Genomic DNA, 26,442 nt, shown 5'->3' with positions numbered 1-26,442 from the left:
GGTGCGGGGCGCATCATGGAAGGAATCCGGGCGCGATGACCTTACGATCGGAAAGGGCGCTGGACGACCTCGACTGGCGGCTCCTCGAAACGCTCCAGGCCGACGGGCGGCTCTCGTTCAAGGAGCTGGGCCGCCGCGTGAACCTCTCCGCGCCAGCCGTCGCCGAACGGGTCCGGCGGCTGGAGGAGGCGGGCGTCATCACCGGGTACCGCGCCCAGGTCGACGCGCACCGCGCCGGATACGGGCTGCAGGCGTTCGTCGAAATGCGCTGCTCGCTCGGCAGCTGCCTGCTGCGCACCAGCAAGTCGGAGGACTACCCCGAGGTGGTCGAACTGCACCGGCTCAGTGGCGACCGGTGCACCATGCTGAAGGTGCGGGCCGTATCGCTCGAACACCTCGAAGGCCTCTTCGAACGGCTGGGCAAGCACGGCGAGATCAGGTCGTCGGTGGTGCTGTCGACCCAGTACGAGGGCAGGCCGGTCGGCCCGCCGGTCGAGGACTACCTGAAGGCGACCAAGAGCGAGGGCTGGAGCGTCTGAAGACGGATCAGGAATCGAGAAGCGAAAGGCCCCCGAACTCACCTAGCGTGACCATCGTCGAGGACGAACGGCCCGAAGCTGGTTAGATCGGGCCTGGTGAGGCTGACGGAACGTACACGCGGCCCACATGAGGATGGAGAAACGATGCGCAAGACCTCCCGGCCGCAGGCGCCCGAGGAACACCCCGCCGACAGCCACGACCTGATCCGCGTCGTGGGGGCGAACGAGAACAACCTCAAGAACGTCGCCGTCGAGCTGCCGAAGCGACGGCTGACGGTGTTCACCGGCGTCTCCGGATCGGGCAAGAGCTCCCTGGTCTTCGACACGATCGCGGCCGAGTCGCAGCGGCTGATCAACGAGACGTACAGCACCTTCGTGCAGGGCTTCATGCCGACGCTGGCCCGGCCAGAGGTCGACGTGCTCGACGGCCTGACCACCGCGATCATCGTCGACCAGCAGCGGATGGGCTCCGACCCCCGCTCCACGGTCGGCACCGCCACCGACGCGTACGCGATGCTGCGCATCCTCTTCAGCCGGATCGGGAAGCCGCACATCGGTTCGCCGCAGGCGTTCTCGTTCAACGTCGCCTCGATCTCCGGCGCGGGCGCCGTGACCGTCGAGAAGAGCGGCCGGACCACCAAGGAACGCCGCGAGTTCAGCATCACCGGCGGGATGTGCGCCCGGTGCGAAGGCCGGGGCAAGGTCAACGACATCGACCTCACCGCGCTGTACGACGACACCAAATCCCTCAACGAGGGCGCGCTGACGATCCCCGGTTTCTCCATGGAGGGCTGGTACGGCCGCATCCTGCGCGGCTGCGGCTTCTTCGACCCCGACAAGCCGATCAAGAAGTACACCAAGCGGCAGCTGGACGATCTGCTCTACAAGGAGCCGGTCAAGCTCAAGATCGAGGGCATCAACCTGACCTATTCGGGACTGATCCCCACGATCCAGAAGTCGTTCCTGTCCAAGGACCGCGAGGCGATGCAGCCGCATATCCGCACGTTCGTGGACCGGGCGGTCACCTTCGCGGTCTGCCCGGAATGCGACGGGAGCAGGCTGAGCGAACTCGCGCGGTCGTCGAAGATCAAGCGGATCAACATCGCCGACGCCTGCCGGATGCAGATCAGCGACCTCGCCGACTGGGTCCGCGGGCTCAAGGAGCCGTCGGTGGCGCCGCTGCTGGAGAAGCTCCAGCACACGCTCGACTCCTTCGTCGACATCGGACTCGGCTACCTCTCCCTCGACCGGCCGTCCGGCACGCTTTCGGGTGGCGAGGCGCAGCGTACGAAGATGATCCGGCACCTCGGGTCTTCGCTCACCGACGTCACCTACGTGTTCGACGAGCCCACCATCGGGCTGCACCCGCACGACATCCAGCGGATGAACAACCTGCTCCAGCAATTGCGGGACAAGGGCAACACGGTGCTGGTCGTCGAGCACAAGCCGGAGACCATCGCCATCGCCGACCACGTCGTCGACCTCGGCCCCGGCGCGGGCACCGCGGGCGGGACGATCTGCTTCGAGGGCACCGTCGACGGCCTGCGCGCCAGCGACACCAGCACCGGCAGGCACCTCGACGACCGGGCGTCGCTCAAGGACAGCGTCCGCGAACCCACCGGCAAACTGGAGATCCGCGGCGCGGACCGGCACAACCTCCGGAACGTGGACGTCGACGTCCCGCTCGGCGTCCTGTGCGTCGTCACCGGTGTCGCGGGCTCCGGCAAGAGTTCCCTGCTCCACGGATCGATCCCGGCCGCCGAGGGTGTGGTCTCGGTCGACCAGACCCCCATCCGCGGCTCGCGGCGGAGCAACCCCGCCACCTACACCGGGCTGCTCGAACCGATCCGCAAGGCCTTCGCCAAGGCCAACGGCGTGAAACCGGCGCTGTTCAGCGCCAACTCCGAGGGCGCCTGCCCGACGTGCAACGGCGCGGGCGTCATCTACACCGACCTCGGCATCATGGCGGGCACCGCGACCACCTGCGAGGAATGCGAAGGCAAGCGGTTCCAGGCTTCGGTGCTGGAGTACACCTTCGGCGGCAAGAACATCAGCGAGGCACTGGAAATGCCGGTGTCCGAGGCCGTGAAGTTCTTCGGTGAGGGCGAAGGGCGCATTCCCGCCGCGCATGCGATCCTCAGCAGGCTCGACGACGTCGGGCTCGGCTACCTCAGCCTCGGCCAGCCGCTCACCACGCTTTCCGGCGGTGAACGGCAGCGGCTGAAGCTCGCGACGCATATGGGCGACAAGGGCGGCGTCTACATCCTCGACGAGCCGACCACCGGTCTGCATCTCGCCGACGTCGAGAACCTGCTCGGTCTGCTGGACCGGCTCGTCGATTCAGGCAAGTCGGTGATCGTGATCGAGCATCACCAGGCGGTCATGGCGCACGCCGACTGGATCATCGACCTCGGCCCGGGCGCCGGGCACGACGGCGGCAAGATCGTCTTCGAGGGCACGCCGTCCGAGCTCGTCGCGAGCGCTTCGACGCTCACCGGCGAACACCTGGCGGACTACGTCGGCAAGTGATCCCCCGCCCGCATTCAGTCCTCTGAATGCGGGCGGGGCGTCACTCGCCTTCGGCGACGAGGCCGTCGCGATCGGCCCATTCGAGCAGGGTGTCGAGTGAGTACGCCGTGTCGTCGATGCCCGCGTGCAGATCGCCGAGTTCGGCGAAGCGCGCGGGCACGGTGGCGATGGTGAAGTCGCGTGGTTCGACGTCGTCGACCTCGTCCCAGCGGATCGGGGTGGAGACGACGGCTTCGGGCACACCGCGGACCGAGTAGGCGCTCGCGATGGTGTGGTCGCGGGCGTTCTGGTTGTAGTCCACGAACAGTTTCGAGGGATCACGGTCCTTGCGCCACCAGGTCGTGGTGACCTCGTCGGGCATCCGGCGCTCGACCTCGTGCGCGAAGGCGAGCGCCGCCCGGCGCACCTCCTGGAAACCCCACCGCGGTTCGATCCGGACGTAGACGTGCATGCCGTGCCCGCCGGAGGTCTTCGGCCAGCCGGTGATGCCGAGTTCGTCCAGGATCTCGCGGACGGTGCCGGCGACCTTCCGCACGGTGGAGAACGGGCAGTCGGGCATCGGGTCGAGGTCGATCCGCCACTCGTCGGGGCGTTCGGTGTCGGCGCGGCGGGAGTTCCACGGATGGAACTCGACGGTCGACATCTGCACCGCCCAGATCACGTCGGCGGGATGGGTGACGCACAGTTCGTAGGCGTGCCTGCCGGAGGGGAAGTCGACGCGGACGGTCTGCAGCCAGTCGGGGGCACCGTTCGGGACCCGCTTCTGGTGGACCTTGTCCCCCGAGACCCCGGACGGGAACCGGTGCAGCATGCACGGCCGTTCCCGCAGCGCCCGCACGATCCCGTCGCCGACCGCGAGGTAGTACTCGACGAGATCGAGCTTCGTCTCACCCCGCGCCGGGAAATAGACACGATCCGGGTTCGAGACGCGCACCGTCCGGTCGCCGACCTCGATCTCCACCGCCGAGCTTTTCGCCATACAGGGAAACTAACCCGAAAGCGATCGATCCGCGCTCTGCCAGGATGAACGGCATGGCACCACGAACCCGCGCCGAGGCACTGTCCCGGGAGCGCATCGTCGAGGCCGCCGTCGAACTACTCGACGCGGACGGCGAACGCGGGCTCACCTTCCGGACGTTGACCGAACGCCTCGCCACCGGCCCCGGAGCGATCTATTGGCATGTGCCGAACAAGGGCGCCCTGCTCGATGCCGCGACCGCGTCCGTCGTCGCCACCGCTCTGACCGTCGAGGCGGCAGGCTCGCCCCAGGACGAGATCCGTGCCATCGCACTGGGATTGTTCGAGGCGATCGAGCGGCACCCGTGGCTTTCGCCGCAACTCGCCCTCCAGCTTTCCCGCAGTCCGTGGAGCTCGGTGACACCGCGGATCTTCGAAAGCGTCGGGCGACGGGTCAGCGCGCTGGGCGCCCCCGAAACCACCTGGTTCACCGCGACCTCGGCGCTGGTGCACTACATCTTCGGCGCCGCGGGCCAGAACGCGGCGAACTCCCGGGTGCTCGGGCTCGGGGTGGACCGCGCCGAATTCCTCGACGCCGCGGCGAACGCGTGGGAAGAACTCGATCCCGCCGAATTCCCCTTTCTCCGGTCCATCTCAGACGAGGTCCGCGAGCACGACGACCGGGAGCAGTTCCTCACCGGGATCGACCTCATCCTCGCCGGGATAGCCGTCGCCGGTGAATCGAAGCGACCATGATCGCGAACACCACACCGAGGAAGGTCAGGTCCACCGCCGGCACCCAGCGCACGTCACCGCCCTTGACCACGTAGGCCCCGACGGGTCGCGCGGCGAGGACGAACCCGCCACCCTCACCTTCCTTGTCCTGCTCGCTCCCGTGCCCACCGCCTCCGCCGCCGATGACGCTCGCGGCCGGGATGATCACGACACCGTCCTTCTCCACCGGTTCGCCGTAGACGCGCCGGACGGTGAGGTTGTCACGCATGACACCGACGATCTTCTCGAGCCCCATCAGGTCCCCGCCCTGTCCAGTTCCAGCACGATCGCGCCCTGCAGGAGCTCTCGCGCCCGGTCCAGGTCCATCGAACCAGAAAGCCACCGCTCGCTGAGCCCTTCGACCAGGCCGGTGAGCCGTTCCGCGGCGTCTTCGGCCTCGACCGCGGCGCCGTCGACGCGCCGGATCACCTCGGCGACCTCGTCCACCCAGATCCGGGTCGACTCGGCCAGCGGTTCGCGCAGTTCCGGGGTGAACACGGCACTGGCCCGCAGCTCGCCCCACGCGGTGCTGTTCTCCCGCACCGTCTGCGTGTCCTGAAGTTCCCCGAACAGCAGGAGTTCGAGCTCGGCGCGGGGATCCGCCGCCTCGGTCGCGGCCTCTTCGGTGTACGCCGCGGCGCGATCGCTGACGAATTCCAGTGTCTTCCGCAGCAGTCCGGCGCGGTTGGTGAAGTGGTAGTAGATCAGTGACGTCGAGATCCCGGCCTCGGCCGCGATCTTCTCGACCCGCAGGCCACGCACACCGCTGCGCGCGATCACTCGCACGGCCGCTTCCAAGATCTTCTGCTGACGTTCGAACACGAGTCGTCACCCTAGCGTTCTCGGCCTGACTGAATTTTCAGTCAGGATGCTATCGTGTCGCCACCGGTCCGACCGAGGAGTGCAGAGTGTTCGATTCACCCCTTCCCCGTCGCACGGTCCTGCGCGCGCTGACAGCGGTGGGCGCCGTCGCCGCCGGGAGCGCGGGATGCTCGGAGAACCAGGCCGCCCCGGCGCCCGTGGCTGGCTCACCCGAACCCGCCACCGCGACGGCTCGCAGACTGGGCGCCGAATGGGAAAGTCACGCGCGCACCTACTTGTCGTGGCCCGCGTCCAAGTCCATCTGGGCGGAGGACCTGCCCGCCGTCCGCGAGGAGATCGCCGGACTGGCCAAGGCGATCGCCGGCTACGAACCGGTGGTGCTCCTCGCCCGGCCCGAACACGCCGACGCCGCTCAGCAGGCGTGCGGGGACACCGTCGAGGTCGTCCCGATCCCGGTCGACGACCTGTGGGCACGCGACACCGTCCCGGTGTTCGTGGAGGAGGCGGGCAAGGTCGCGGGGGTCGACTTCAACTTCAACGGCTGGGGTGGAAAACAGAAGCCGCACGACAAGGACAACGCCGTCGCGAGGTCCGTGCTGGGCAAGTACGGCCTTGCCCGCACGGAAACCTGGATCACCGCCGAGGGCGGCTCGTTCGAGACCGACGGTGCGGGCACGGTGATGGTCACCGAAAGCTCACTCGTCAACGACAACCGCAACAAGGGCAGGACCCGCCAGGAGATCGAAGACGAACTGAAGAAGGTTCTCGGCGTCCGGAAGGTCATCTGGTTCGCCGGCGTACGCGGCGAGGACATCACCGACGCCCACGTCGACTGCCTGGCCCGGTTCACCGCACCCGGCGTCGTCCTCCTGGACAAAGCGGCACCCGGCACCCCGCCCGATTCCTGGTCACGAGCGGCCGATCAGGCGAGGTCGGTGCTCGCGGGCGCCACCGACGCCGACGGCAAACCCTTCAAGGTGATCGACCTGGTCCAGCCGGATCCGGACAAGGTCGAGGGCTACGGCGAGGACAGCGTGATCTCGTACGCCAACTTCTATGTCGCGAACAAGTCGGTCTTCGTGCCGGAATTCGGCGACACCGAGGCGGACGAGCGCGCACGGCAGATCTTGCGCGAACAGTTCCCCGGCCGCGAGATCGTGCCGGTGAAGATCTCGACCATCGCTTCGGGCGGCGGCGGGATCCACTGCTCGACGCACGACCAGCCGGGTCAGCCTTCCTGAGGCAGCACCGACATCACTTCGGACACCGGGCGCAGATGCTCCTCCAGCAACCGTGACGCCTCTTTCGCGTCGTGGCCGTTCAGGGCGGCGACCAGTGCCCGGTGTTCCTCGTTGATCACGGTCAGCCGTTCCGGCCGGGCCTCCAGCGCGCGGACCGTGACCCGCTGTTGCCGCGAACGAAGGGTGTCGTACAACTCGGTCAGGACGGTGTTGCCCGCGGCGTTCACGATGGCGCGGTGGAAGCGGCGGTCGAACCCCGAAACGGCGAACCAGTCGCGTTCGGCGCCCGCGCTCGCCATCGCCTCGATGAGTTCCGGCAGTTCGGCGGGCGCGCCCGCCCGGTTCGCGCAGAGCGTCGCGATGGCGTGTCCTTCGATCAGGCGCCTGCTCTGGTAGACCTCTTCCAGTTCCCTGGCGGTGACGGTGCGCACCTGGGCGCCCTTGCGCGGCAGCAGGCTGATGAACCGCTCCGCGGCCAGCCGGTGGAACGCCTCGCGCACCGGCGTCCTGGAGACGCCGACGACACCGGAAACCCACATCTCGTCGAGGAAACGGCCGCCTTCCAGCTCACCGGAGATGATTCCGTCGCGTAGCCACGTGTAGACCCGCTCGCGCGCCGGGCCGCCCCCTTCGGCGGTCACAGTCATCTCGTTCCCCCTCTATGCCGTCACTTTCCGCGACTGAGCCTACACCTGGACCAGTCAAGTATCCATCATGTATACAAGAGTTCCACTTATCGGAAGGGGTCCCATGGTGCACGTCGCGGTGGCGCAGTTCGCGCCCGGCAACGACAAAGAGGCCAACCTCGCCCGCGTCGCCGCCCTCGTCGGCGAAGCGGCCGACCGCGGTGCGCGGGTGGTCGTGCTGCCCGAGTACTCGTTGTTCACCGTACCGACGATGAGCCGGGAATTCGTGACCTCCGCCGAAGAACTCGACGGCCCGTTCGTCACCGAGCTGCGAGGACTGGCGAAGGACCGGCAGATCACCGTCGTCGCGGGCATCAACGAAGCCCTCCCCGGCGGCGAGCGGATCTCGAACACACTCGTCGCGGCCGGTCCCGACGGGGCCATCGCCGCGCTCTACCGCAAGCTGCACCTGTACGACGCCTTCGGCTTCCGCGAATCGGAGCTGGTCCGGCCCGGCGACATCGAAGCGCCGGAGACGTTCGAGGTCGACGGGATCACCTTCGGCCTCCAGACCTGTTACGACCTCAGGTTCCCGGAGGTCACCCGCCGCCTGGTCGACGCGGGCGCGGACGCGGTGCTGCTGCCCGCCGAGTGGATGCCCGGTCCGCTCAAGGAGGACCACTGGACCACCCTGGTCCGGGCCAGGGCGATCGAGAACACGATCTACCTCGTCGCGGCGGGACAGGCCGCGCCGGCGGGTTCGGGGCACAGCATGATCGTCGACCCGATGGGCGTCGTCGTCGCCTCCCTCGGCGAACGCACGGGGACGGCGACCGGCGAGGTCTCCGCCGAGCGGATCTCCGAGGTGCGCGCCAAGAACCCGGCACTGGAACTGCGCCGGTTCGCCGTCACCCCGAAGTCCTGAGTATCTTCTGATCCGGAGGTCCGTTCGTGAAGACACGCCCTCGGGCGTGGTGACGCGGCTTCCGTACGCCTGGGTGCCGGGTGGCCGCCCGGCACCCAGGCTCTGCCGAGCGAACGTGGCGGAGCTGAAGGACCCCTTTCCCTCCTGCGGCTGATTGCGGGCCAGGTCCGTGAAGGCCTCCTTGCCTACCCTGAAGGTAGTGAAGGAGCCCTTCACGGACTACGCGATCGCTACCCGCAGCCCCAGCAACAACACCAGCCCCAGCAGTCACAGCGGCTGCGCGTGAAGGACCCCTTCCCTCGGCTCAGCCGAGGAAACTCGACCTTCACACCTTCCTGAGTACATGAAGGCCCCCTTCCTTGCGCCTAAGTACAGGAAGGGGGCCTTCATGTACCTCAGCTTCACACACTTCAAGTGCCCAACACACCTCGTAAGTGGCGATTCGGGTTAGGGGCGCCGGCCTCGGAATTCGATGACACCGAAAACTCGCCGCGGCACGGTCGAGTGTGGAGGATTTGGGACACTCAGCGTCCTAAATCCTCCACACTCGGATCCCCTGACCAGCACGAGGTTGACTGCACGGCATGCCACGTGTCGACGATGCAGGAATCAGGACGTTGAGTGTCCCAATTCCTACATCGTCGAGGAGTAGCTCTAAAACCCCGGATTCTCTTAGCCGACAGCCGAGTAAGCAAATACAGGCGTTCGGCTCCCATCGGCCAGTCCGGCCCGCCGCCGCTCGAACACAACGTCCCGAACAGTCATGACGGCAAGGACCGTTCAGCCGTCCTGATCGGGTCTTTGGTCCCTTTCAAGATCGAGTGGCACACGATCGACTGTCCGCGTCGGAGAACGATGTGAGACAGGAGCGCGTCTGTGACGGCGACCACACCCAGGCCGATCCCTACCCGCCCCCATCCCGTGCGAGAACAGGTCAAGGGCTCGGTCTTGCTGCGGCTTCTCCGTACCACCGACCACAAAGTCATCGGCGTCATGTACCTGGTCACGACGTTCGCCTTCTTCATGATCGGCGGCGCGATGGCCATGCTGATCCGCACCGAGCTGGCACGCCCCGGCTTGCAGTTCCTGTCGCAAGAGCAGTACAACCAGATGTTCACCATGCACGGAACGGTGATGCTGCTGCTGTACGCGACGCCGAGCGTGTTCGGGTTCGCGAACTTCATCCTGCCGCTGCAGATCGGTTCACCGGATGTCGCGTTCCCGCGGCTGAACGCGTTCTCCTTCTGGCTGTTCCTCTTCGGCGGGCTGATCATGCTCAGCGGGTTCCTCACCCCTGGCGGCGCCGCGGACTTCGGCTGGTTCGCCTACACACCCCTGTCGGACGCCATCCATTCCCCCGGTGTCGGCGCGAACCTCTGGATCGTCGGTGTGGCCGTCGGCGGGTTGGGCACGATCCTCGGGGCGGTCAACATGATCACCACGGTGATCTGTCTACGCGCTCCGGGGATGACGATGTGGCGAATGCCGATCTTCACCTGGAACATCCTGGTCACCAGCATCCTCGTGCTGGTGGTGTTCCCGATCCTGACCGCCGCCGGGTTCGGGCTGCTCGCCGACCGGCTCCTCGGAGCGCACGTGTTCGACCCCGCGAACGGCGGCACGATCCTCTGGCAGCACCTGTTCTGGTTCTTCGGCCACCCCGAGGTCTACATCCTCGCGTTGCCGTTCTTCGGCGTGGTATCCGAGATCCTGCCCGTGTTCAGCCGAAAACCGATCTTCGGCTACCGATCCCTGGTGTGGGCGACCCTGTCCATCGCCGGACTGTCGGTGGCCGTGTGGGCGCATCACATGTACGCGACCGGCGCGGTGCTGCTGCCGTTCTTCTCCTTCATGACGTTCCTGGTCGCCGTGCCCACCGGGGTGAAGTTCTTCAACTGGATCGGCACGATGTGGAAAGGGCAGCTGACCTTCGAATCCCCCATGCTGTTCTCCATCGGGTTCCTGGTCACTTTCCTCTTCGGCGGACTCAGCGGAGTCCTGCTGGCCGCACCCGCCCTGGACTTCCATGTGTCCGACACGTATTTCGTGGTCGCGCACTTCCACTACGTGCTCTACGGCACGATCGTGTTCGCCACGTTCGCCGGGATCTACTTCTGGTTCCCGAAGATCACCGGCCGCATGATGGACGAGAAACTCGCACGCTGGCATTTCTGGACCACGTTCATCGGCTTCCACGCCACGTTCCTGGTGCAGCACTGGCTCGGCAACGAGGGCATGCCGCGCCGGTACGCGGACTACCTGCAGTCCGACGGGTTCACGACGCTGAACACGATCTCCACGATCGGCGCGTACATCCTCGGTGCCTCGACGCTGCCGTTCATCTGGAACGTCTTCAAGAGCTACCGGTACGGCGAGATCGTCACGGTGGACGACCCGTGGGGCTACGGCAACTCGCTCGAATGGGCGACCTCCTGCCCGCCGCCGCGGCACAACTTCACCGAGCTGCCGCGGATCCGGTCCGAGCGTCCGGCGTTCGAGCTGCACTACCCGCACATGATCGAACGCATCCGGACAGAAGGCGAAATCACCTTCACCGGTAAGCCGAAAGTACACCCTGGCCACCCGAAGAAGCCGGCCCAGATCAAGGAGGATCAAGCTTGAGCCGGAAGAACCCGTCCCCGGAGATCGTCGTGTTCACGGTCGGAGATGTCGCGCCGGGGGCACAGGACTATGTGCGGCGGCAGATCGAGATCTTCGTCCGGCGGCTGCCGGAACACTGGGAATCCGCGACCGTGAAGCTCACCGCGTACCGGAAACCCACGGTGGCGTGGCCCGCCCTCGTCCAAGCCAACCTCGTCGTCGACCGGACTCTCATCCGGGCGCAGCTCGCGGCCACGTTCTTCCAAGAGGCGGGCAAGCTGCTGCGCGCCCGCCTCACCGACCAGCTCACCCGGGTGACCCACCCGCAGGTGGCCAGGCCGTGGCCGCAACCGCAGCGCCGCCACGACCGGCCCGCCCTCCTGCCCCGGCCCGCCGGGAAACGTGAAATCGTGCGCCGCAAGCGGTATCCGCTGGCGACGTGCGCACCCGATCAGGCGGCGTTGCTCATGGATGTCCGGGACTACGACTTCCACCTGTTCATCGACGCCGACACCGGACAGGACAGCATCGTCTACCGCGCCGGGCCAACCGGTTACCGGCTGGCCCGGCTCGCGGGCATGGCACCGCCCTCAGGTGCCCCGGTCATGCCGTGGGCCATCAACGTGCACCCCGTCCCCCGGCTGGAAGCCAAGGAGGCCGTCGCGCGGTTGGACGCCACCGACCTGCCCTTCCTCTTCTTCCAGGACAAGGAAACCGGCCGCGGGACTGTGCTGTACCTGCGCTACGACGGGCACTACGGCATCGTGACCACCTCCTGAGTGGCAAGGACTTCACGGCACCAACAGTCCCCAGTGGACTGCCCACGGGACGAACAGCACGGCCCCGGCCAGCAGCAGGCCGACCCGGACTCCCCCGCGTTCCTTCCCCCGCCACCACGAAACCGCGGTCACCGCACCGGCGGCGACGACACCGACGGCGATCAGCTGCAACGCGAGCCAGGGCAACGTCCGTCCGAAAAGGACCGGCCCCGGCGCCATCGCCGCCCCCATCGACAGGGCGACGTAGTACGCGAGGAACCCCGCCGTGGCGACGAAACCGGTCGACGCCAGCCAGCGTGCGGGCCTGGCGAGAGGCACGGTCTCGCGACGGCGGAACAACGCCGTCACCGGATAGGCCGCGAACGCGAGCAACGCCAGCGCCCAGATCCCGATCTGCACCCACGGCGCCTCGTACCAGGCGAGCGGTGCGAGGGCGACGCTCTGACTCGCCTGGACCGGAGGCGGGTCGGCCGACGGCCCGTCCATCGTTCCGTTCACCCAGTTCGCCACCAGTTCGAGGTAGCCGGGAGCGAAGCCGTCGAGCTTGTCGAAACCGTCGGTGGTCGGCCGGAGTCCGTGCTGGGCCTGCGGGAACACCTTCAGCGTGTACTGCCGGTTCCCCGCTCGGTCCAGTGTTTCCCGGAAGATCCGCACGGCCTCACCGGGCGGGGTGAGGCGATCCAGTTCGCCCCACAGGCCGAGCACCGGCTGCCGCACCTTCTCCAGCACCGGCACCGGGTCGTACCCCGCCTCGGGGAACACGCCGGCGCCCGCGAGGATCCGCATGTTCGTCGACGCCACCATGTCCACCATCGAGCCGGTGACCCCGCCCCGTCGTAGATAGGTTTCGAGCGCCCACGCCTGCTGTCGATCGGGCGAGACCCCGTTGGCCCCGACGGTGACCGCGAAAGCGACGTCCTTCGACCTCGACGCCGCCAACGGCGCGACCCAGCCGCCTTCGCTCAAGCCCCACACCCCGACGCGGGCCGGGTCCACGCCAGGACGTGAGCGCAGCGCCTGCACGGCGGCGAGCGCGTCGTCGGCCAAGACCGAGTAATCCCGCTCGAACAGCGAATAGCCCTCGGTCCGCTTGTCGTAGATCAGGGTCGCGATTCCCGCCTTGGCGAAGGCTTCCGCCTCGGCACGGTAGTCGTCCCGGTCGTGTTCGCCGGACCCGTGCACCATGACGATGCCCGGCGCCGCGCCGCCGCCCTCCGGCGCGACCACCGTTCCCCGCAGGGTGACCCCGTGGCTGGTGAACGAGACCTCGCTGTCCGGAGCCGCGGCGGGCAGCGGCGACGAGACCGCCACGACGGCCGCGAGCATGGCGGCGATCATCGCCTGCTCACCCGGATCACCTTGAGCGACGGCGACGCGACGATGTCCTTCTCGCAGTACCGTTCGGCGACCCACTGCTTGCGCGAGTACAGCTCCGTCTGGTCGCTGTGGTGCGCCGACTCCGGGTTCGCGGACTGCGAGTAGGTCAGCAGCGTCGTCGTGTCCGGGCACCCGGTCCCGTTGAACGCCACGACATGCAGGTACGTCCCGCCGTGCGTGAACTCGGTGTACCCACGGGCCGGATCCCAAGGCCCGCCGAGAGAGTTGTAGACCCCGCGTCCGGCGGTTCCGCCGCCCAGCGGGATCTTCCTGCCGTCACGGACGACGTAGTGGTTGTCACCGTACGGCGCGTCGAGCGGGATCTTCGCCGCTCGCAGTTCCGTAACGGCGTCGGAGAGTGCCTTGCGGATGGCCGCGTTCCCCGTGTCGAGGGTGTTCGGCGTGTGGACCGGATCCTTGACGTCGAACGGGTTCTTCCAGATCTCCGGCCCCATCCGGTCCACCGCGGCCCAGAACCTGTCGAAGAGCAACGCGCCACGGCTGCCGGCGTCCGAACGACCGTCCCAGCCCGCGAGCGCCACGCAAGCGTCGTCCAGCCCCGGCATCGTGCGGCACATCCCGACGACGTCGGCCCGTACGAGTTCGGCGGCGTGGTCCCGGTTCGAGAACATCAGGTCCCGCATCGCCTGCCCCGTGAAGCCGCCCTTCTTCAGCTGGTCGGAGATCTCGACGAGCCCGGCGCGCGTCCGCATGTTCTGCTCGTAGCGGACCGGGCCCACGATCCTGGGGTAGCCGGTCTTCGGCTCGGCGGGATTGACCAGCCAGTAGCTGTCGTTCGAGTTCGCCACATAGTCCGACCGGCTCAGGCTCGGCAGGCTGGACGGGCCGAAGACACCCGGCCGCAGCGCGTCCCGGTCACGACCCCAAGCGCACGACGTCGTCGAGCCGTCGAGCACCGCGACCCCGTTGGCGTCGAACAATTCCTTGCCCAGTGGCGTGTTGCAGCGCGCGGCCTTCTCGTCGGTGACGTGCGGGACCCCGTGGATCTGGCTGAATTCCACCCGGCCCCGGTCGTCGGTGGCGAGGATGTTCATCCACGGCAGGCCTTGCGTCTCGCGGACCGCGCCGATCATGTCCGCCGCCGTGCGGCCGCGGGCGATCGCGAACATCGAATTCGTCATACCGATATTCGTGGCGTTGGCGTCCGCGATGGCGAACGCGCTCGACGCCGTCCACGGCAGTTCCCGCTGTCCGAGCCGAGTCGTCACCGGTCCGTATCTGGTCGTCCACTGTGGACGCACGACGCGCTCCAGGGTGCCGTCCGCCTTGCGCGACAGCACACTCACGTCGGCGCGCCTCATCCGCTCGGGCTTCCCGTCGACCAGGTAGCTCGTCGGGGAGCCGGGTACGAGCTTCAGTTCGAACAGCGTGTACGTGCGGGTGGTGTCGGTGGCGGTCCCGCTCCAGGCCGCGGTTTCGTTGTGTCCCAGCCACATCAGCGGAATGCCGGGGATGCCGGCACCGCTGACGTTCAGCTTGCCCGGCAAGGTCACCTGCGACTGCCAAAGCCTGGTCCCGCTCAGCTGCCACGGCAGATGCGGGTTGGCCAGCGAGACACCGCGCCCGTTCGCCGACGCGGCGGAGCCGATCGAGATCGCGTTGCTGCCGATCCCGGTCTCTCCGAGCATCTGTTCGGTACCGCCGCCCGCGGGCGGGGCCCCCGGCAGCGACGCGGTGATCGAGTCCGCGGCACCGCCCTGTCCGAAGATCATGCCGACCGCGTGACTGTGGCGGTAGACGTCGAGTTCGGTGATCGGCTTCAGCCAGCCCGCGCCCCGGCAGGCCGGGTCGGTGATCTCGCCGGTCCGCAGGTACTTGTTGACGCCCTCGACGTAACCGCGGACCAGCTCGCGGACCTCGCGATACGGCCCGCGCGGCGCGGGTGCCGACAGGAGCCGCTCGACGGCACCGCTTTCGTTGAGCCCTTGGAAGTACAGGTCGCTCGCGAGGTTCGTGCTCGCTTGGCTCACCCCGCTCGTCGGCGGCGCGTCCGGCCCGAGCCAGCGTGAGCGCTCGGCCCGCGTCGTGACCGCGACGTCCGCGATCGCGCAGATGTTGTCCTTGGCCGCGGCGAATCCCTGTCCGAAGCCCAGGTTCACCCAGTCGTTCGCGACGATATGCGGGATGCCGTACTCGGTGTAGCGGATGGTGGCGTCCGACCGGGATACCCCGTCCGGCGGTTGCGCGGCCGCCGCGGTCCCCGCCGCGAGCAGGCTCGCCGCGGCGCAGACGGCCGCGATTCTCTTCCAGAGCAGCATGCTGCTCCCCCTTCGCATGTGGAGTGGTTCGTGAAGACACGCCGTCCGGCGTGGTGACGCGATGCCGGTGGTCGAGTGGCCGCTCTCCCACCGGTTTTCAGTTCCCCTCCTTCACCTCCCCGTCCGCATCCGGGAACGCGGTCCAGCGCACCAGCACCTTCCGCGCGTCCGGACCGGGTTCCGGCCGCCAATAGCGGCGTAGCAGCTCCAGGTACTCGTCGAAGAACTCCTTGAGCTCTTCGAGGTTCAGGTAGACCGAGCCACGCGAGAACACCAGGGCGTCACCCCATTCGCCCAGCTCACCGCGACGTTCGAGGAAACTCGCCAGCTGTTCGAGGTCCTCGGTGAACGCGGCGCGCTGCGCCTCGTCGAACACTGCGCGCATCTCGTCGTTCTGCTCGCTGTGCCGGGGCCAGCGGATGTCGCGTGGCCGGGCACGCCACCAGCGCTCCTTGCCGTGCGCGAGTTCCGGCGCCTCGTCGACGAAGTCGTACTTCGCCAGTTCCCGCAGGTGATAGCTGGTCGCGCCCGAACTCTCCCCCAGCTCCTTGGCCAGCTTCGTCGCCGTCGCGGGGCCGCGGCCCAACGCCTCCATGATCCGGCGGCGCAACGGGTGCATCACCGCCTTCAGCACGGCGGCATCGGCGATCTCTTCGGGTGGCGGCGGGCCGGTCATGACACCAAGGTAGCCGTGCAAAGGAGATTGTGCAAAGGTCTCTTTGCACACGGTTCAGACCACTCCTCGATGCAGCCGGGGGATTCTGCTGACGATTCCGTGAACTCAGCGTGAAATTGACAACTTCAGTACGAAGGTCTTGTGCCGCCAGGACGAAAACTCGACAGGTTCGCGGGTTTTTCGTTGCGTCGTCCCCGAAATCCGGTTGTATCGGATAGTTTTGCCCGGAGTCGACCTTGCGGGAGAGAACATGCCGAAGCACCGCCCCCGACAGACGGACAAGTTGTCCGCCCGGCACCGGACGGCCTTCGCGCTCGCCGGCGGTGCGCTCGCCGTGCTGCCCGCGGTCACCGCGTCGGCAGGCCCCGACACCCCGGTCGCCGCGCCGAAGCCTGCCGCGCCGCAGAACCAGGCGGCGGCCTGGCAACCACCGGCGGGCACGGTCCCGGAGATCGCCGTCGACGGCAGCCTCCCCGAGCCGCCCACCCCGGACCCGCTGACCGTCCCCGGTCACAGCGGCAACGTCGGCGGCTCGTTCGCGCCGTCAGGCGCGCTCGGCATCCCCGCCAGCATGATGAAGGCGTACAAGAACGCCGCCGACATCCTCGCGAAGGAACTGCCCGGCTGCCACATCGACTGGGCGCTGATCGCCAGCATCGGCCGGATCGAATCGAACCACGCGCGTGGCGGTTACGTGGACGCCAAGGGCGACACGCTCGAACCGATCCTCGGCCCGCAGCTCAACGGCGCCGGGCCGTTCGCCGCCATCGCCGACACCGACGGCGGCAAGTACGACGGCGACACGGTGTGGGACCGCGCCGTCGGCCCGACGCAGTTCATCCCGTCCACCTGGAAGGGCTACGCCTCCGACGGCAACGGCGACGGCGAGTCGAACCCGAACAACATCTACGACGCGACGCTGGGCTCGGGCCGCTACCTCTGCTCCGGCGGGGTCGACCTGACCTCCGAGCAGACCCAGCGCGTGGCCGTGTACCGCTACAACCACTCGCTGTCCTATGTGGACACCGTGATCCGCTGGGCGGTCGCCTATCGCGGCGGTGTCGCGACGATGCCGGACAGCCAGGTCCCCGTCGGCGCGCCCGACTCCCAGGACGTCGCCGCCGGCACGCCCGGTGGCCAGGTGCCGGTGCCGACCCTGCCCGGTACTCCCCCACCCGGTACGACCACGCCGGGGCCGACGCCGTTGCCCGGCACGTCCCTCCCGCCGAGCAGCACCACACCGCCGAGCAGCACTTCGCCTTCGAAGCCGTCCAGCACACCGCCTTCGTCGTCGACTCCGCCTTCCTCCTCCACCCCGCCTTCGAGCACGCCTCCGTCCTCGACGACGCCTCCGCCGTCCAGCACGTCCTCCGCGGCGCCGTCCTCGACCCCGGCGGGGAACACCGGTGAGACGTCGCCGACCAGCACCGGCAGCACGTCGCCCACGCCGTAACGCGGGCGTGCCCGGAATGTCCTGAAGACGGGCCGCGTTGTCGCTACTCGTAGATCACCCACGAGAGAAGCGAGACACGGATGTCGTCTTTCGTCATGACCGCCGAGGAACGGGAAGCCTTCCTGAGCGAAGTCCACATCGGGGTCCTGGCCGTGGAGCGGGAAGGACGGGCCCCGCTGGCCGTACCGGTCTGGTACGACTACGAGCCCGGCGGCGAACTCCTGATCTGGATGGACGGCGGTTCGGTCAAGGACAAGGCGATCAAGAAGGCGGGCAGGCTCAGCCTGGTCGCGCAGTCGGAGACGCTGCCGTACAAGTACGTGACGGCCGAGGGGCCGGTCATCGCGAACGACACGCCGCCGACCAGGGAGCAGGCGCTGAAGATCGCGCACCGCTACCTGCCGGAGGACGAGGGCACGAAGTACGTCGACGGCGCGCTCAGCGACAACTCCGTGCTGGTCCGCGTCCGGCCGGAGAAGTGGCTGAGCAACGACCAGGGCAAGGCCTGACCGGACGACGGTGTCCCGGCGGGCGAGCCACCGGGACACCGTCCGTCGTTCAGCCCGCGATCGGCTCGAACTCGACGACGCTGTCGAGCGCCTTGCCCATCGCGGCGTTCCCTTCGCGTTCGATCATGATCTCCACGAGCACCGGCCGCGACGTCCGCTCGGCCTCCTTGCGTGCCCACTCCAGCGAAGCCCGGATCTCGCCCGGCTCGGTGACGCGCGTGCCGGAGCAGCCGTAGGCCTCCATGACCTTCACGTTGTCCGTGCCGATCTTGTCGTAGTGGATGTCGACCTCGAAGTTCATCTCGTAGCCGGTTTCGGCCTGCCGGATGAGCCCGAGGTACTCGTTGTTCAGCATGATCAGCACGAACCCGACGTCGTACTGCGCGGCCACCGCGAGCTCCTCGACCAGGAACTGGAACGAGTAGTCCCCGACGACGCCGACGACCTCGGCCTCCGGTTTCGCCTTCTTGACGCCGATCGCCGCCGGGATCTCCCAGCCGAGCGGACCCGCCTGGCCGCACACCTGGTAGTGCCGCGGCTTGTGCGCGCGCTGGAACTGCCCGGACCAGATCTGATAGAGCCCGATCGCGGTGACGAAGTAGGCGTCCTCGCCGTAGAACTCGTTGATCTCCTTGAACACCCGAGGCGCCTTGATCGGCGTGTCCTCGAAGTCCTCGCGCCGCGGAAGGCTCTCTTTGAGCTCGCCGATGCGCCGCGGCCACGCGCGGTCTCGCGCCGGGGAACGCTTCGACGCCGCCTCGATCAGCGCGTCCAGGAAGGCGCCCGTATCCGACACGATGCCGAGGTCGGGACCGAACACCTTGCCCAGCTGTGTCGGCTCGATGTCGACGTGGATGAACTTCCGGTTCCCCCGGTAGACGTCGAGGTCACCGGTGTGCCGGTCGCCGAACCGGGCGCCCAGCGCCAGCACCAGGTCCGCCTCGAGGAAGGCCGCGTTCGCCCAGCGCTGCGAGGTCTGAATGCCCGCCATGCCGGCGAACAGCTCGTGGTCCTCGGGGAAGCTTCCCTTGCCCATCAACGTCACGCCGACCGGGACGCCGAGCAGTTCGGCCGCGGTCCGCAACCGGTCGCTCGCGTCGCCGAGCACCACGCCGCCGCCCGCGAGGATCAGCGGCCGCTCGGCGGCCAGGAGCAGGTCGAGCGCTCGCTCGACCCTGGCCGGGGACGGCGTCGCCCTGGTGACCGGGAGCGGCGAGTCGATACTGGAGTCCCATTCGATCTCCTGCCGCTGGACGTCGATCGGCAGGTCGATCAGCACCGGCCCCGGGCGGCCGGACCGCGCGATCCGGAACGCCTCCCGGAACACCCACGGCAGTTGCGCCGCCTCCTTGACCTGCACCGCCCATTTGGTCACCGGCTTGGCGATCTCGACGATGTCGACGGCCTGGAACGCCTCGGTGTGCAGCTTCCGCGAGTCGGCCTGCCCGGTGATGCACAGGATCGGGATCGAGTCGGCCTGCGCGGTGTAGAGGCCGGTGATCATATTCGTCCCGGCGGGCCCGGAGGTGCCGATCGCGACGCCGACGTTGCCGGTGGTCCTCGCCCAGCCGTCGGCCATATGGGTCGCGCCCTCCTCGTGGCGCACGATCAGATGCTCGATGCCGCTGCCCTGCATCGCGTGGTACAGCGGGAGGATCGCGGCGCCCGGACAACCGAAAGCGGTGTCGACGCCCTCACTGACCAGGACGTCGACGACGGCCTGCATGGCGGGGATTCTGGGCATTCGTCACTCCTTGTTTTCCGCGCCGGACAGCGATTCGACGACCTTCAGCAGGGCGGAGTGATCGAGCGAGCCGTGGCCCATCGCCCGTCCGGCGGCGACGAGCTGGGCGACCAGCCCGGTGAGCGGCAGCGCGACGTCGGCCTGCCTGGCGGCGGCGAGCGCGATGCCCATGTCCTTGTGGTGCAGGTCGATCCGGAAGCCCGGCGCGAATTCCCTCGCCACCATGGACTTCCGCTTAAGCTCCAGGATCCGGCTGCCCGCCAGGCCGCCCGCGAGCACGTCCAGTCCGACACCTGCGTCCACACCTGAGGCTTCGAGCAGCACGATGGCTTCGGCGATCAGCCCGTACGTCCCGCCGACGACCAGCTGGTTCGCCGCCTTGACGACCTGGCCGGCGCCGTTCGGCCCGACGTGCACGATCGTCTTGCCGACCGCCTCCAGGATCGGGAGCCCGGCGGCGAAATCGTCGGCCTCACCACCGACCATAATGGACAGTGAGGCCTGCTCGGCCCCGGCCTGGCCACCGGAAACGGGTGCGTCGAGCACCCGGATCTCGCGTTCCCCGGCCCGTTCGGCCACCTCGATGGAGGTCTCCGGCCGGATGGTGCTCATGTCGATCAGCAGTGTGCCCGGCTTCGCCGATTCCAGCACTCCGCCCGCCGCCAGCACGACGGCCTCGACCTGCGGATGGTTCGGCAGCATGGTGATAACGACTTCCGCGTCCGCCACGGCGTCGGTCACCCCGTTCGCGGCCCGGCCGCCCGCGGCTTCCAGCCTCGCGAGGGCGTCCGCGTTCGTGTCGAATCCGCTCACCTCGTGGCCGGCGGCGACGAGATGTCCCGCCATCGGCCCGCCCATGATCCCCAGGCCGATGAATCCCAGCTTGGTCATGCCAGTCCCCTTCGTTCGAAAGGCAGCCACGACAGCGATTCCGCGCTCGGCCCGTCGGGTTTGTACTCCACGCCGACCTGCCCGCGATAGCCCGCCGCCTGCAGCTTTTCCAGGTATCCCTCGATGTCCAGCGTTCCGGTCCCCGGCTGGTGGCGCCCTGGGGCATCGGCGATCTGCACATGGCCGATCCGTCCGGTGTGGACGGTCGTGACCGTGTCGAGGTCGTCACCGTTGACCGCCAGGTGGTACAGGTCGGCCAGCAGCTTCACGTTGTCCCGCCCGAGTTCGTCGAGCACCTTCAGTACGTCGTCAGCCGTCTTGAGCGGGTACTTCTCCGCGCCCGACAACGGCTCCAGGACGATCTCCGCGCCGATCCGCGCGGCCGCGTCCGACGCGAGCGCCAGGTTCGACAAGCCGAGCTTGTCCTGCCCGGCCGGATCCGCGCCGTCGATCCGGTTGCCGTAGAGCGCGTTGAACCGCCGGCAGCCGAGCCGCTCGCCGAGGTCGATCGCGGAAGCGATGCCACGGGCGAACTCGTCCTCGCGACCGGGCCAGGTGACCAGGCCACGATCACCACCCGCCATGTCGCCGGGGAAGAAGTTCAGCCCGGTCACCGCGACACCCGCCCGCTCGACCGACGCCACGAACGCGTCGACATCGGCGGCATCCGGCACCGGCGTCTCGAACGGCCACCAGTACTCGACCGCGGTGAAGCCCGCCGCGCGCGCCGCCTCCGCACGGTCGAGCAGTGGCAACTCGGTGAAGACCAGCGACAGGTTCAGCACGTAGGGCAGTGCGTGACGCGAACCGGCAAGATCAGCCATCGAAACCTCTGCAATTTCGCTCTGCGGAAACTTTCTTTCGTATATCGAGAATAGCCCGCTGACCTGTCCAGGTCAACGGGCGGTATACCGGCAGAGGGCGGGTGGTCGTTCGGTACAGGTGGCCGTGAGGTTCAGTGGTTGCGCGTGTTCGAGTGGACGGCGCGTGTGATCAGACGGACGACACGCGTGACTGGACGGACGACACACCCGTAACGGGAGCCTGCCGCCGAGCCGTCCGCTTGGACACGCGTGTCGTCCGTCTGATCACGCGTGTCGGCCATCCAGTCACGTGAGGTTCAGCGGTTCTGGACGTGCTGCCAGCCGAAGCGACCCTTGATGCAGAGGTTCCCGTGGGTCACCGAACTCTCGTGGGGCGAGGTCACCTTGACGATCTCGTTGTCCTGGACGTGCAGCGTCAAGGAGCAGCCGACCCCGCAGAAGGTGCAGACGGTGGTCGTCGCGGTCTGCCGCGACTCGTCCCAGGTACCGTCCTCACGCTTGTCGTGCTCGCGTTTGAAACTCAGCGCACCGGTCGGGCAGACCTCGACGCAGTTTCCACAGTAGACACACGCGCTGTCCGGCAGCGGGTTCGCGAACTCCGTCGAGATCCGCGCGTCGAATCCGCGCCCAGCCATGGTGATGGCGAAGGTGTTCTGCCACTGCTCGCCGCACGCGTCGACGCATTTGTAGCACTGGATGCATTTGCCGTAGTCGCGGACATAGAGCTCGTTGTCCACTTTGACCGGCTGGCGCACGGTCGCCGCCGTCAGCCCGTCCGGGATCTCGTGCTCGCCGGGGCGGCGGTCGTCGCGGTCGTCCGAAGCGGGCGCGGGCGGGCCGAAACGCCCGGGTTCCGCACCGCATCCGGCCATCCAGTCCGCGACGTCGGGCGTCGTGGACAGATCCGTCGCCGATCCGAGGAGTTCGAGCACGACCTTGCGGCTGAGCCTCGTCCGGTCGGTCTCGGTCCGCACCACCATGCCCGGCTCGGCCTTGCGGGAGCAGGACGGCACGAGCGTGCGCGATCCCTCGACCTCCACCATGCAGACACGGCAAGCGTTCGCCGGTTCGAGGGTGTCTCCGTGACAGAGCGTCGGGATGTCCTTGCCCGCCGCGGCGCAGGCGTCGAGGATCGTGGATCCTTCGGGAACCCTGACCGCCTCACCGTCCACAGTGAACTCGACGAGCCGTCGCGGGAGTCCTAATCCGACAGTGGTCACGATCGCTCCTCCAGGGCGCCGAGCCGGTCGATCGCCGACTCGATGGCGTTCCAGGCGGTCTGGCCCAGCCCGCAGATGGACGAATCCCGCATCACCTGGCCGACTTCCCGCAGCAGCGCGAGATCGTCGCCGCCGGTCCCGAGCTTGCGGCCGCCGACGATCCGGTGCAGCGCCTCCTCCTGCCGTACGGTGCCGATCCGGCACGGTACGCATTGCCCGCACGACTCGTCCCGGAAGAACGCCGCGATCCGCAACAGGAACCCGCCGAGGTCGGCTTGGTCGTCGAGCGCGAGCACGACCCCCGAGCCGAGCGTGGTGCCCGCGGCGCGCGCGTCCTCCATGGTCAGCGGCAGGGTGGTTTCGTCCGGGCGCACGAAACCACCCGCCGCGCCGCCGAGCAGGACCGCCCGCAGTTCACGGCCTTCCGGCACTCCCCCGGCGAGTTCGAGCAGTTCCCCCAGCGTCGTCCCGAACGGCACTTCGTATACGCCTGGACGCCGGACATTGCCGGACAGGCAGAACAGCTTCGGCCCGGCGGAGCGTTCGGTCCCGATGCGACGGTAGGCCTCGCAGCCTTCGGTGAGGATCAGCGGGATGTTGACCAGGGTCTCGACGTTGTTCACCACCGTCGGCTTGCCGAACAACCCCTTCTCCACCGGGAACGGCGGCTTCGACCTCGGCTCGCCGCGATAGCCTTCGATCGAGTTGAAGATCGCCGTTTCCTCGCCGCAGATGTAGGCACCCGCGCCGCGCCTGATCTCGATGTCGAACGAGAACCCTTGCCGCCCCAGGATGTTCTCGCCCAGGAACCCTCGCTCGCGAGCCGTGTCGATGGCGTCGCGCAGCATCTTCAGCGCGCGCGGATACTCGCCGCGAAGGTAGACGTACCCCTTCTGCGCGCCGATGGCGAACGCGGCGATCGTCATCGCTTCGACGAGCGCGAACGGATCCCCCTCGATCAGCACGCGGTCCTTGAACGTGCCCGGTTCGCTCTCGTCGGCGTTGCACACCAGGTACCGGGTCCGTTCGGGCTGCCGGGCGGCGGCGTCCCACTTCCGGCCGGTCGGGAAGGCCGCCCCGCCCCGCCCCATCAGCCCCGAATCGGTCACCTCGCGGATGACCCCGGCCGGCCCGAGCAGCAAAGCGTTCCTCAACGCCGCGTAGCCACCCGCCGCACGATAGGCGTCCAGGCTCCCGGCCTCGACGACCCCGACCCGGCGCAGCAGGCGCAGCCCTGATTCCCCTTGCTGCGGAACGGAAACCGGGGCTTCCTCCCAAGCGGATGGTTCGCGGGCGATTTCGCCCGGTGTGGCTGGGGCGAGCAGCCGCTCCTCCGCGGGATCCCCCGCCTCGAAGGCCAGCGCCGCGGGGGCGCGTTCGCAGACACCCAGGCACGGACTGCGGTGCCAGGTGAACCCCGCTGCGCCGGCGGTCCCGGTCAGCGCGTCGCACAGTGCTTCCGCGCCGTTGACGCGGCATGCCAGGTCCGTGCAGACGTGGACCACGCGCGGTGGCCGTTCCTTGAACGAGAACAGCGCGTAGAAACTCGCCACGCCATAGGCTTCCGCCGGCGGGACGTTCAGCCGGCGGCAGATGTGGTTCAACGCTCCCTGACTGATCCAACCGATCCGATCGTTCACGGCGTGCAACGCGGGAAGCAGCTGATCGCGGCTTCCGGCTCCGAGCGCGTCGACCGCGTGCCGTTCGGCGTCCGTCGGTTCGGCGTTCAGGAAACGCAGGTCCATTCCGGCTCCTCACACGGTGACGGGCAGCTTCTCGACCCGGATCGCGGCGGCCTTGTACTCGGCCGTGCCCGCGACCGGGCAGGTCGCCTCGATGGTGATGACGTTGACGTCGATCTCATCCGGGAAATGGAAGGTCATGAACGCCAGTCCGGGACGCAGCCCGTCGTCGATCCGGACCGGCGCCTCGATCTCGCCGCGGCGGGACGAGATCCGCACGACCTCGTCCTCGACGACCCCGAGCCGCACCGCGTCCGCCGCGCACAGGTCGAGGGTCTCCCCTCGGCGCAGCGGTGAGGGGAACCCGCCGGACTGGACGCCGGTGTTGTAGGAGTCCAGCCGCCGTCCGGTGGTCAGCCGGATCGGGAAGTCCTCGGTGAGCAGATCCACCGGCGGGCTGTGGGCGATCACGGTGAACGGCGCCGGTCGGCCACGCTTCACCGGATCCTCTTCCCAGAGCCGCCCATGGAGGAAGGTCGGTTCGAGCTCGTCCTCGCGATAGCAGGGCCACTGGATGCCGCCGAGTTCCTCCAGGCGTGCGTAGCTCATCCCGGCGTGCATCGGCGACAACGTCCGGAGTTCGTTCCAGACGTCCTCGCCGCCCTGGTAGTTCCAGTCGTGGCCGAGGCGCCGGGCGAGCTCGCACAGCAGCTGGATGTCGTCGCGCGCGCCCTCCGGCGGTTCGAGTGCCTTGCGGACCCGCTGGACCCGGCGTTCGCTGTTGGTGAAGGTGCCGTCGGACTCACACCAGGCCGCCGAAGCGGGAAGGACCACGTCGGCCAGCTGCGCGGTCTTGGTGAGGAAGATGTCCTGCACCACCAGATGCTCCACATTGGACAGACGTTTGATCGTGTGCTCGCAGTCCGCTTCGGACTGGACCGGGTTCTCCCCGATGATGTACACGCAGGTCAGGTCGCCGCGTTCCATCGCGTCGAGCATCTGCGTGAGATTGAGTCCCTTGTACGGCGGGATGTTCGAACCCCAAGCCGTGTCGAACTTCGCCCGGACGTCCGCGTCGAGGATGTTCTGGAATCCCGGCATCCGGTCCGGGATGGCGCCCATGTCCCCACCACCCTGGACGTTGTTCTGCCCGCGCAGGGGGTTGAGCCCGGCGCCGTACCGGCCCACATGTCCGGCCAGCAGCGCGAGATTGATCAGGGACAGCACGTTGTCGGTGCCGTTGTGATGCTCGGTGATCCCGAGCGTCCACGACAGCTGACCGCGGTCCGCGCGGGCATAGGTGTGCGCGAGTTCGCGGATCAGCTCGGCCGGGACGCCGGTCGTCTCCTCGGCGACTTCGAGCGTCCACGGCTCGACGGAGGCCGCGAACTCGGCGAAACCTTCGGTGGCCCGTTCGATGAAGGCCGTGTTGGCCAGTCCGGAGTGGATGATCTCGCGGGCGATCGCGTGCGCCAGCGGGATGTCCGTGCCGACGTGCAGCTGGAGCTGTCGGTGCGCCCAGCTCGCGGTGCTGGTCCGGCGCGGGTCGATCACGAAGAGCTTCGCACCACGGTGGACGGCCTTGAGCACGTGCTGGAAGAAGATCGGATGGGCTTCGCGTGGGTTGCCGCCCCAGACGACGATGACGTCGGCGTCCTCGATCTCCTGATACGAGGAGGTCCCGCCACCGCTGTCGAACACCCGTGCCAGCCCGGCGACGCTCGGCGCGTGACAGGTGCGGTTGCACGAGTCGACGTTGTTGGTGCCGATCACCGCACGCGTGAACTTCTGCGCGACGTAGTTCATCTCGTTGGTCGCCCTGGCACAGGAGAACATGCCGAAGGCTTCGGGCCCCTTGGTGTCGAGCGTGCGCCGGAACCCGGCGGCGGCGCGCTCCAACGCCTCTTCCCAGCTCGCCGGGCGCAGCACGCCCGAGTCGCGGACCAGTGGCTGGGTGAGCCGGACGTACGGCTCGCTGTTCTTGCGCTTCATCG

22 protein-coding genes are annotated in these 26,442 nt (G+C 68.2%); 9 read left to right on the top strand and 13 right to left on the bottom strand.

The features are described from left to right. Window positions 1-35: 35 nt before the first annotated feature. Together ACIBTM_RS24790 and ACIBTM_RS24785 are read left to right on the top strand one after the other, a co-directional pair. Window positions 36-539, top strand: a complete 504-nt coding sequence (locus tag ACIBTM_RS24790) for an Lrp/AsnC family transcriptional regulator (RefSeq protein ID WP_037338807.1) — start codon at window positions 36-38, stop codon at window positions 537-539. Window positions 540-683: 144 nt separating this feature from the next. Further along, window positions 684-3,068, top strand: coding sequence for an ATP-binding cassette domain-containing protein (locus ACIBTM_RS24785; RefSeq protein WP_395879485.1), 2,385 nt, complete (start codon window positions 684-686; stop codon window positions 3,066-3,068). Window positions 3,069-3,108: 40 nt separating this feature from the next. On the opposite strand, the gene ligD is transcribed toward ACIBTM_RS24785, so the two are convergent. Continuing rightward, complete coding sequence (ligD, locus tag ACIBTM_RS24780) at window positions 3,109-4,047, bottom strand: non-homologous end-joining DNA ligase (RefSeq protein ID WP_395879484.1); 939 nt, start codon at window positions 4,045-4,047, stop codon at window positions 3,109-3,111. A 53-nt stretch (window positions 4,048-4,100) separates the two neighbouring features. On the opposite strand from ligD, the gene ACIBTM_RS24775 reads away from it, so the two are divergent. Next, complete coding sequence (locus ACIBTM_RS24775; RefSeq protein ID WP_395879483.1) at window positions 4,101-4,781, top strand: TetR/AcrR family transcriptional regulator; 681 nt, start codon at window positions 4,101-4,103, stop codon at window positions 4,779-4,781. Here ACIBTM_RS24775 and ACIBTM_RS24770 read toward each other — a convergent pair. Then, window positions 4,735-5,028, bottom strand: coding sequence for a sporulation protein (locus tag ACIBTM_RS24770; RefSeq protein ID WP_395879482.1), 294 nt, complete (start codon window positions 5,026-5,028; stop codon window positions 4,735-4,737). The genes ACIBTM_RS24775 and ACIBTM_RS24770 overlap by 47 nt on opposite strands. Before the next feature lie 26 nt (window positions 5,029-5,054). Next, a complete protein-coding gene (locus ACIBTM_RS24765; RefSeq protein ID WP_395879481.1) occupies window positions 5,055-5,621 on the bottom strand; it encodes a TetR/AcrR family transcriptional regulator in 567 nt (188 codons plus the stop codon). A gap of 86 nt (window positions 5,622-5,707) precedes the next feature. Between ACIBTM_RS24765 and ACIBTM_RS24760 the strand changes: the two genes are divergently transcribed. Continuing rightward, entirely contained in the window at window positions 5,708-6,862 is a 1,155-nt protein-coding gene (locus tag ACIBTM_RS24760; RefSeq protein ID WP_395879480.1) for an agmatine/peptidylarginine deiminase, read from the top strand. Here ACIBTM_RS24760 and ACIBTM_RS24755 read toward each other — a convergent pair. Further along, window positions 6,850-7,509 (bottom strand): GntR family transcriptional regulator, encoded by a 660-nt coding sequence (locus ACIBTM_RS24755; RefSeq protein ID WP_395879479.1) that lies wholly within the window; start codon window positions 7,507-7,509, stop codon window positions 6,850-6,852. The genes ACIBTM_RS24760 and ACIBTM_RS24755 overlap by 13 nt on opposite strands. A 103-nt stretch (window positions 7,510-7,612) precedes the next feature. On the opposite strand from ACIBTM_RS24755, the gene ACIBTM_RS24750 reads away from it, so the two are divergent. The 3 genes from ACIBTM_RS24750 to ACIBTM_RS24740 all read left to right on the top strand — a co-directional run bounded on the left by ACIBTM_RS24750 (window position 7,613) and on the right by ACIBTM_RS24740 (window position 11,793). Further along, a complete protein-coding gene (locus ACIBTM_RS24750; RefSeq protein ID WP_378426462.1) occupies window positions 7,613-8,413 on the top strand; it encodes a carbon-nitrogen hydrolase family protein in 801 nt (266 codons plus the stop codon). An 876-nt stretch (window positions 8,414-9,289) separates the two neighbouring features. Continuing rightward, entirely contained in the window at window positions 9,290-11,035 is a 1,746-nt protein-coding gene (gene ctaD, locus ACIBTM_RS24745; protein ID WP_395879478.1) for a cytochrome c oxidase subunit I, read from the top strand. Next, window positions 11,032-11,793 carry a sigma 54 modulation/S30EA ribosomal C-terminal domain-containing protein gene (locus tag ACIBTM_RS24740; protein WP_395879477.1) on the top strand — a complete coding sequence of 254 codons (762 nt, stop codon included), beginning with the start codon at window positions 11,032-11,034 and terminating at the stop codon, window positions 11,791-11,793. Before ctaD ends, ACIBTM_RS24740 begins: the two co-directional genes overlap by 4 nt. Before the next feature lie 12 nt (window positions 11,794-11,805). On the opposite strand, the gene ACIBTM_RS24735 is transcribed toward ACIBTM_RS24740, so the two are convergent. From ACIBTM_RS24735 to ACIBTM_RS24725, 3 genes are all read right to left on the bottom strand, one after another. Further along, window positions 11,806-13,131: an alpha/beta hydrolase family protein gene (locus ACIBTM_RS24735; protein WP_395879476.1), complete on the bottom strand. Its 1,326-nt coding sequence runs from the start codon at window positions 13,129-13,131 to the stop codon at window positions 11,806-11,808. Further along, window positions 13,128-15,449 carry a penicillin acylase family protein gene (locus ACIBTM_RS24730; RefSeq protein ID WP_395879475.1) on the bottom strand — a complete coding sequence of 774 codons (2,322 nt, stop codon included), beginning with the start codon at window positions 15,447-15,449 and terminating at the stop codon, window positions 13,128-13,130. Before ACIBTM_RS24730 ends, ACIBTM_RS24735 begins: the two co-directional genes overlap by 4 nt. Window positions 15,450-15,546: 97 nt before the next feature. Next, window positions 15,547-16,125 (bottom strand): ArsR/SmtB family transcription factor, encoded by a 579-nt coding sequence (locus ACIBTM_RS24725; RefSeq protein ID WP_395879474.1) that lies wholly within the window; start codon window positions 16,123-16,125, stop codon window positions 15,547-15,549. A 250-nt stretch (window positions 16,126-16,375) separates the two neighbouring features. On the opposite strand from ACIBTM_RS24725, the gene ACIBTM_RS24720 reads away from it, so the two are divergent. Both ACIBTM_RS24720 and ACIBTM_RS24715 read left to right on the top strand, forming a co-directional pair. Further along, complete coding sequence (locus ACIBTM_RS24720) at window positions 16,376-17,578, top strand: lytic transglycosylase domain-containing protein (protein ID WP_395879472.1); 1,203 nt, start codon at window positions 16,376-16,378, stop codon at window positions 17,576-17,578. Between the two features lie 80 nt (window positions 17,579-17,658). Next, window positions 17,659-18,087, top strand: a complete 429-nt coding sequence (locus ACIBTM_RS24715; RefSeq protein WP_016334712.1) for a pyridoxamine 5'-phosphate oxidase family protein — start codon at window positions 17,659-17,661, stop codon at window positions 18,085-18,087. Window positions 18,088-18,136: 49 nt separating this feature from the next. Here ACIBTM_RS24715 and gcl read toward each other — a convergent pair whose 3' ends face one another. The 6 genes from gcl to ACIBTM_RS24685 all read right to left on the bottom strand — a co-directional run bounded on the left by gcl (window position 18,137) and on the right by ACIBTM_RS24685 (window position 26,440). Further along, window positions 18,137-19,831: a glyoxylate carboligase gene (gcl, locus tag ACIBTM_RS24710; protein WP_395879470.1), complete on the bottom strand. Its 1,695-nt coding sequence runs from the start codon at window positions 19,829-19,831 to the stop codon at window positions 18,137-18,139. A 3-nt stretch (window positions 19,832-19,834) separates the two neighbouring features. Further along, the gene (locus tag ACIBTM_RS24705; protein ID WP_395879469.1) at window positions 19,835-20,722 is read right to left on the bottom strand and encodes a 2-hydroxy-3-oxopropionate reductase; all 888 of its coding nucleotides are present in this window, start codon (window positions 20,720-20,722) and stop codon (window positions 19,835-19,837) included. Further along, window positions 20,719-21,546 carry a hydroxypyruvate isomerase family protein gene (locus tag ACIBTM_RS24700; protein ID WP_395879468.1) on the bottom strand — a complete coding sequence of 276 codons (828 nt, stop codon included), beginning with the start codon at window positions 21,544-21,546 and terminating at the stop codon, window positions 20,719-20,721. The genes ACIBTM_RS24705 and ACIBTM_RS24700 overlap by 4 nt, the downstream gene beginning before the upstream one ends. 296 nt (window positions 21,547-21,842) lie before the next feature. Further along, window positions 21,843-22,766, bottom strand: coding sequence for a 2Fe-2S iron-sulfur cluster-binding protein (locus ACIBTM_RS24695; protein WP_395879467.1), 924 nt, complete (start codon window positions 22,764-22,766; stop codon window positions 21,843-21,845). After that, window positions 22,763-24,511, bottom strand: coding sequence for an NAD(P)H-dependent oxidoreductase subunit E (locus ACIBTM_RS24690; RefSeq protein ID WP_395879466.1), 1,749 nt, complete (start codon window positions 24,509-24,511; stop codon window positions 22,763-22,765). The genes ACIBTM_RS24695 and ACIBTM_RS24690 overlap by 4 nt, the downstream gene beginning before the upstream one ends. Before the next feature lie 9 nt (window positions 24,512-24,520). Continuing rightward, entirely contained in the window at window positions 24,521-26,440 is a 1,920-nt protein-coding gene (locus ACIBTM_RS24685; RefSeq protein ID WP_395879465.1) for a molybdopterin oxidoreductase family protein, read from the bottom strand. Between the last annotated feature and the right edge of the window lie 2 nt (window positions 26,441-26,442).

The organism is Amycolatopsis sp. NPDC049868 (assembly GCF_044461365.1).
Classification (GTDB): Bacteria; Actinomycetota; Actinomycetes; order Mycobacteriales; family Pseudonocardiaceae; genus Amycolatopsis.
Note: the sequence above shows the minus strand (reverse complement) of the source record. Positions and strands in the feature narration are given on the sequence as shown.

Coding starts and splice junctions, on each gene's coding strand:
- ligD (WP_395879484.1), bottom strand. CDS start 4,047: ATGGCGAAAAGCTCGGCGGTGGAGATCGAGGTCGGCGACCGGACGGTG.
- ACIBTM_RS24725 (WP_395879474.1), bottom strand. CDS start 16,125: ATGACCGGCCCGCCGCCACCCGAAGAGATCGCCGATGCCGCCGTGCTG.
- ACIBTM_RS24705 (WP_395879469.1), bottom strand. CDS start 20,722: ATGACCAAGCTGGGATTCATCGGCCTGGGGATCATGGGCGGGCCGATG.
- ACIBTM_RS24715 (WP_016334712.1), top strand. CDS start 17,659: ATGTCGTCTTTCGTCATGACCGCCGAGGAACGGGAAGCCTTCCTGAGC.
- ACIBTM_RS24750 (WP_378426462.1), top strand. CDS start 7,613: ATGGTGCACGTCGCGGTGGCGCAGTTCGCGCCCGGCAACGACAAAGAG.
- ACIBTM_RS24700 (WP_395879468.1), bottom strand. CDS start 21,546: ATGGCTGATCTTGCCGGTTCGCGTCACGCACTGCCCTACGTGCTGAAC.
- ACIBTM_RS24735 (WP_395879476.1), bottom strand. CDS start 13,131: ATGATCGCCGCCATGCTCGCGGCCGTCGTGGCGGTCTCGTCGCCGCTG.
- ACIBTM_RS24755 (WP_395879479.1), bottom strand. CDS start 7,509: ATGACTGTGACCGCCGAAGGGGGCGGCCCGGCGCGCGAGCGGGTCTAC.
- ACIBTM_RS24690 (WP_395879466.1), bottom strand. CDS start 24,511: ATGGACCTGCGTTTCCTGAACGCCGAACCGACGGACGCCGAACGGCAC.
- ACIBTM_RS24790 (WP_037338807.1), top strand. CDS start 36: ATGACCTTACGATCGGAAAGGGCGCTGGACGACCTCGACTGGCGGCTC.
- ACIBTM_RS24770 (WP_395879482.1), bottom strand. CDS start 5,028: ATGCGTGACAACCTCACCGTCCGGCGCGTCTACGGCGAACCGGTGGAG.
- gcl (WP_395879470.1), bottom strand. CDS start 19,831: ATGCCCAGAATCCCCGCCATGCAGGCCGTCGTCGACGTCCTGGTCAGT.
- ACIBTM_RS24685 (WP_395879465.1), bottom strand. CDS start 26,440: ATGAAGCGCAAGAACAGCGAGCCGTACGTCCGGCTCACCCAGCCACTG.
- ACIBTM_RS24775 (WP_395879483.1), top strand. CDS start 4,101: ATGGCACCACGAACCCGCGCCGAGGCACTGTCCCGGGAGCGCATCGTC.
- ACIBTM_RS24785 (WP_395879485.1), top strand. CDS start 684: ATGCGCAAGACCTCCCGGCCGCAGGCGCCCGAGGAACACCCCGCCGAC.
- ACIBTM_RS24730 (WP_395879475.1), bottom strand. CDS start 15,449: ATGCTGCTCTGGAAGAGAATCGCGGCCGTCTGCGCCGCGGCGAGCCTG.
- ACIBTM_RS24720 (WP_395879472.1), top strand. CDS start 16,376: ATGCCGAAGCACCGCCCCCGACAGACGGACAAGTTGTCCGCCCGGCAC.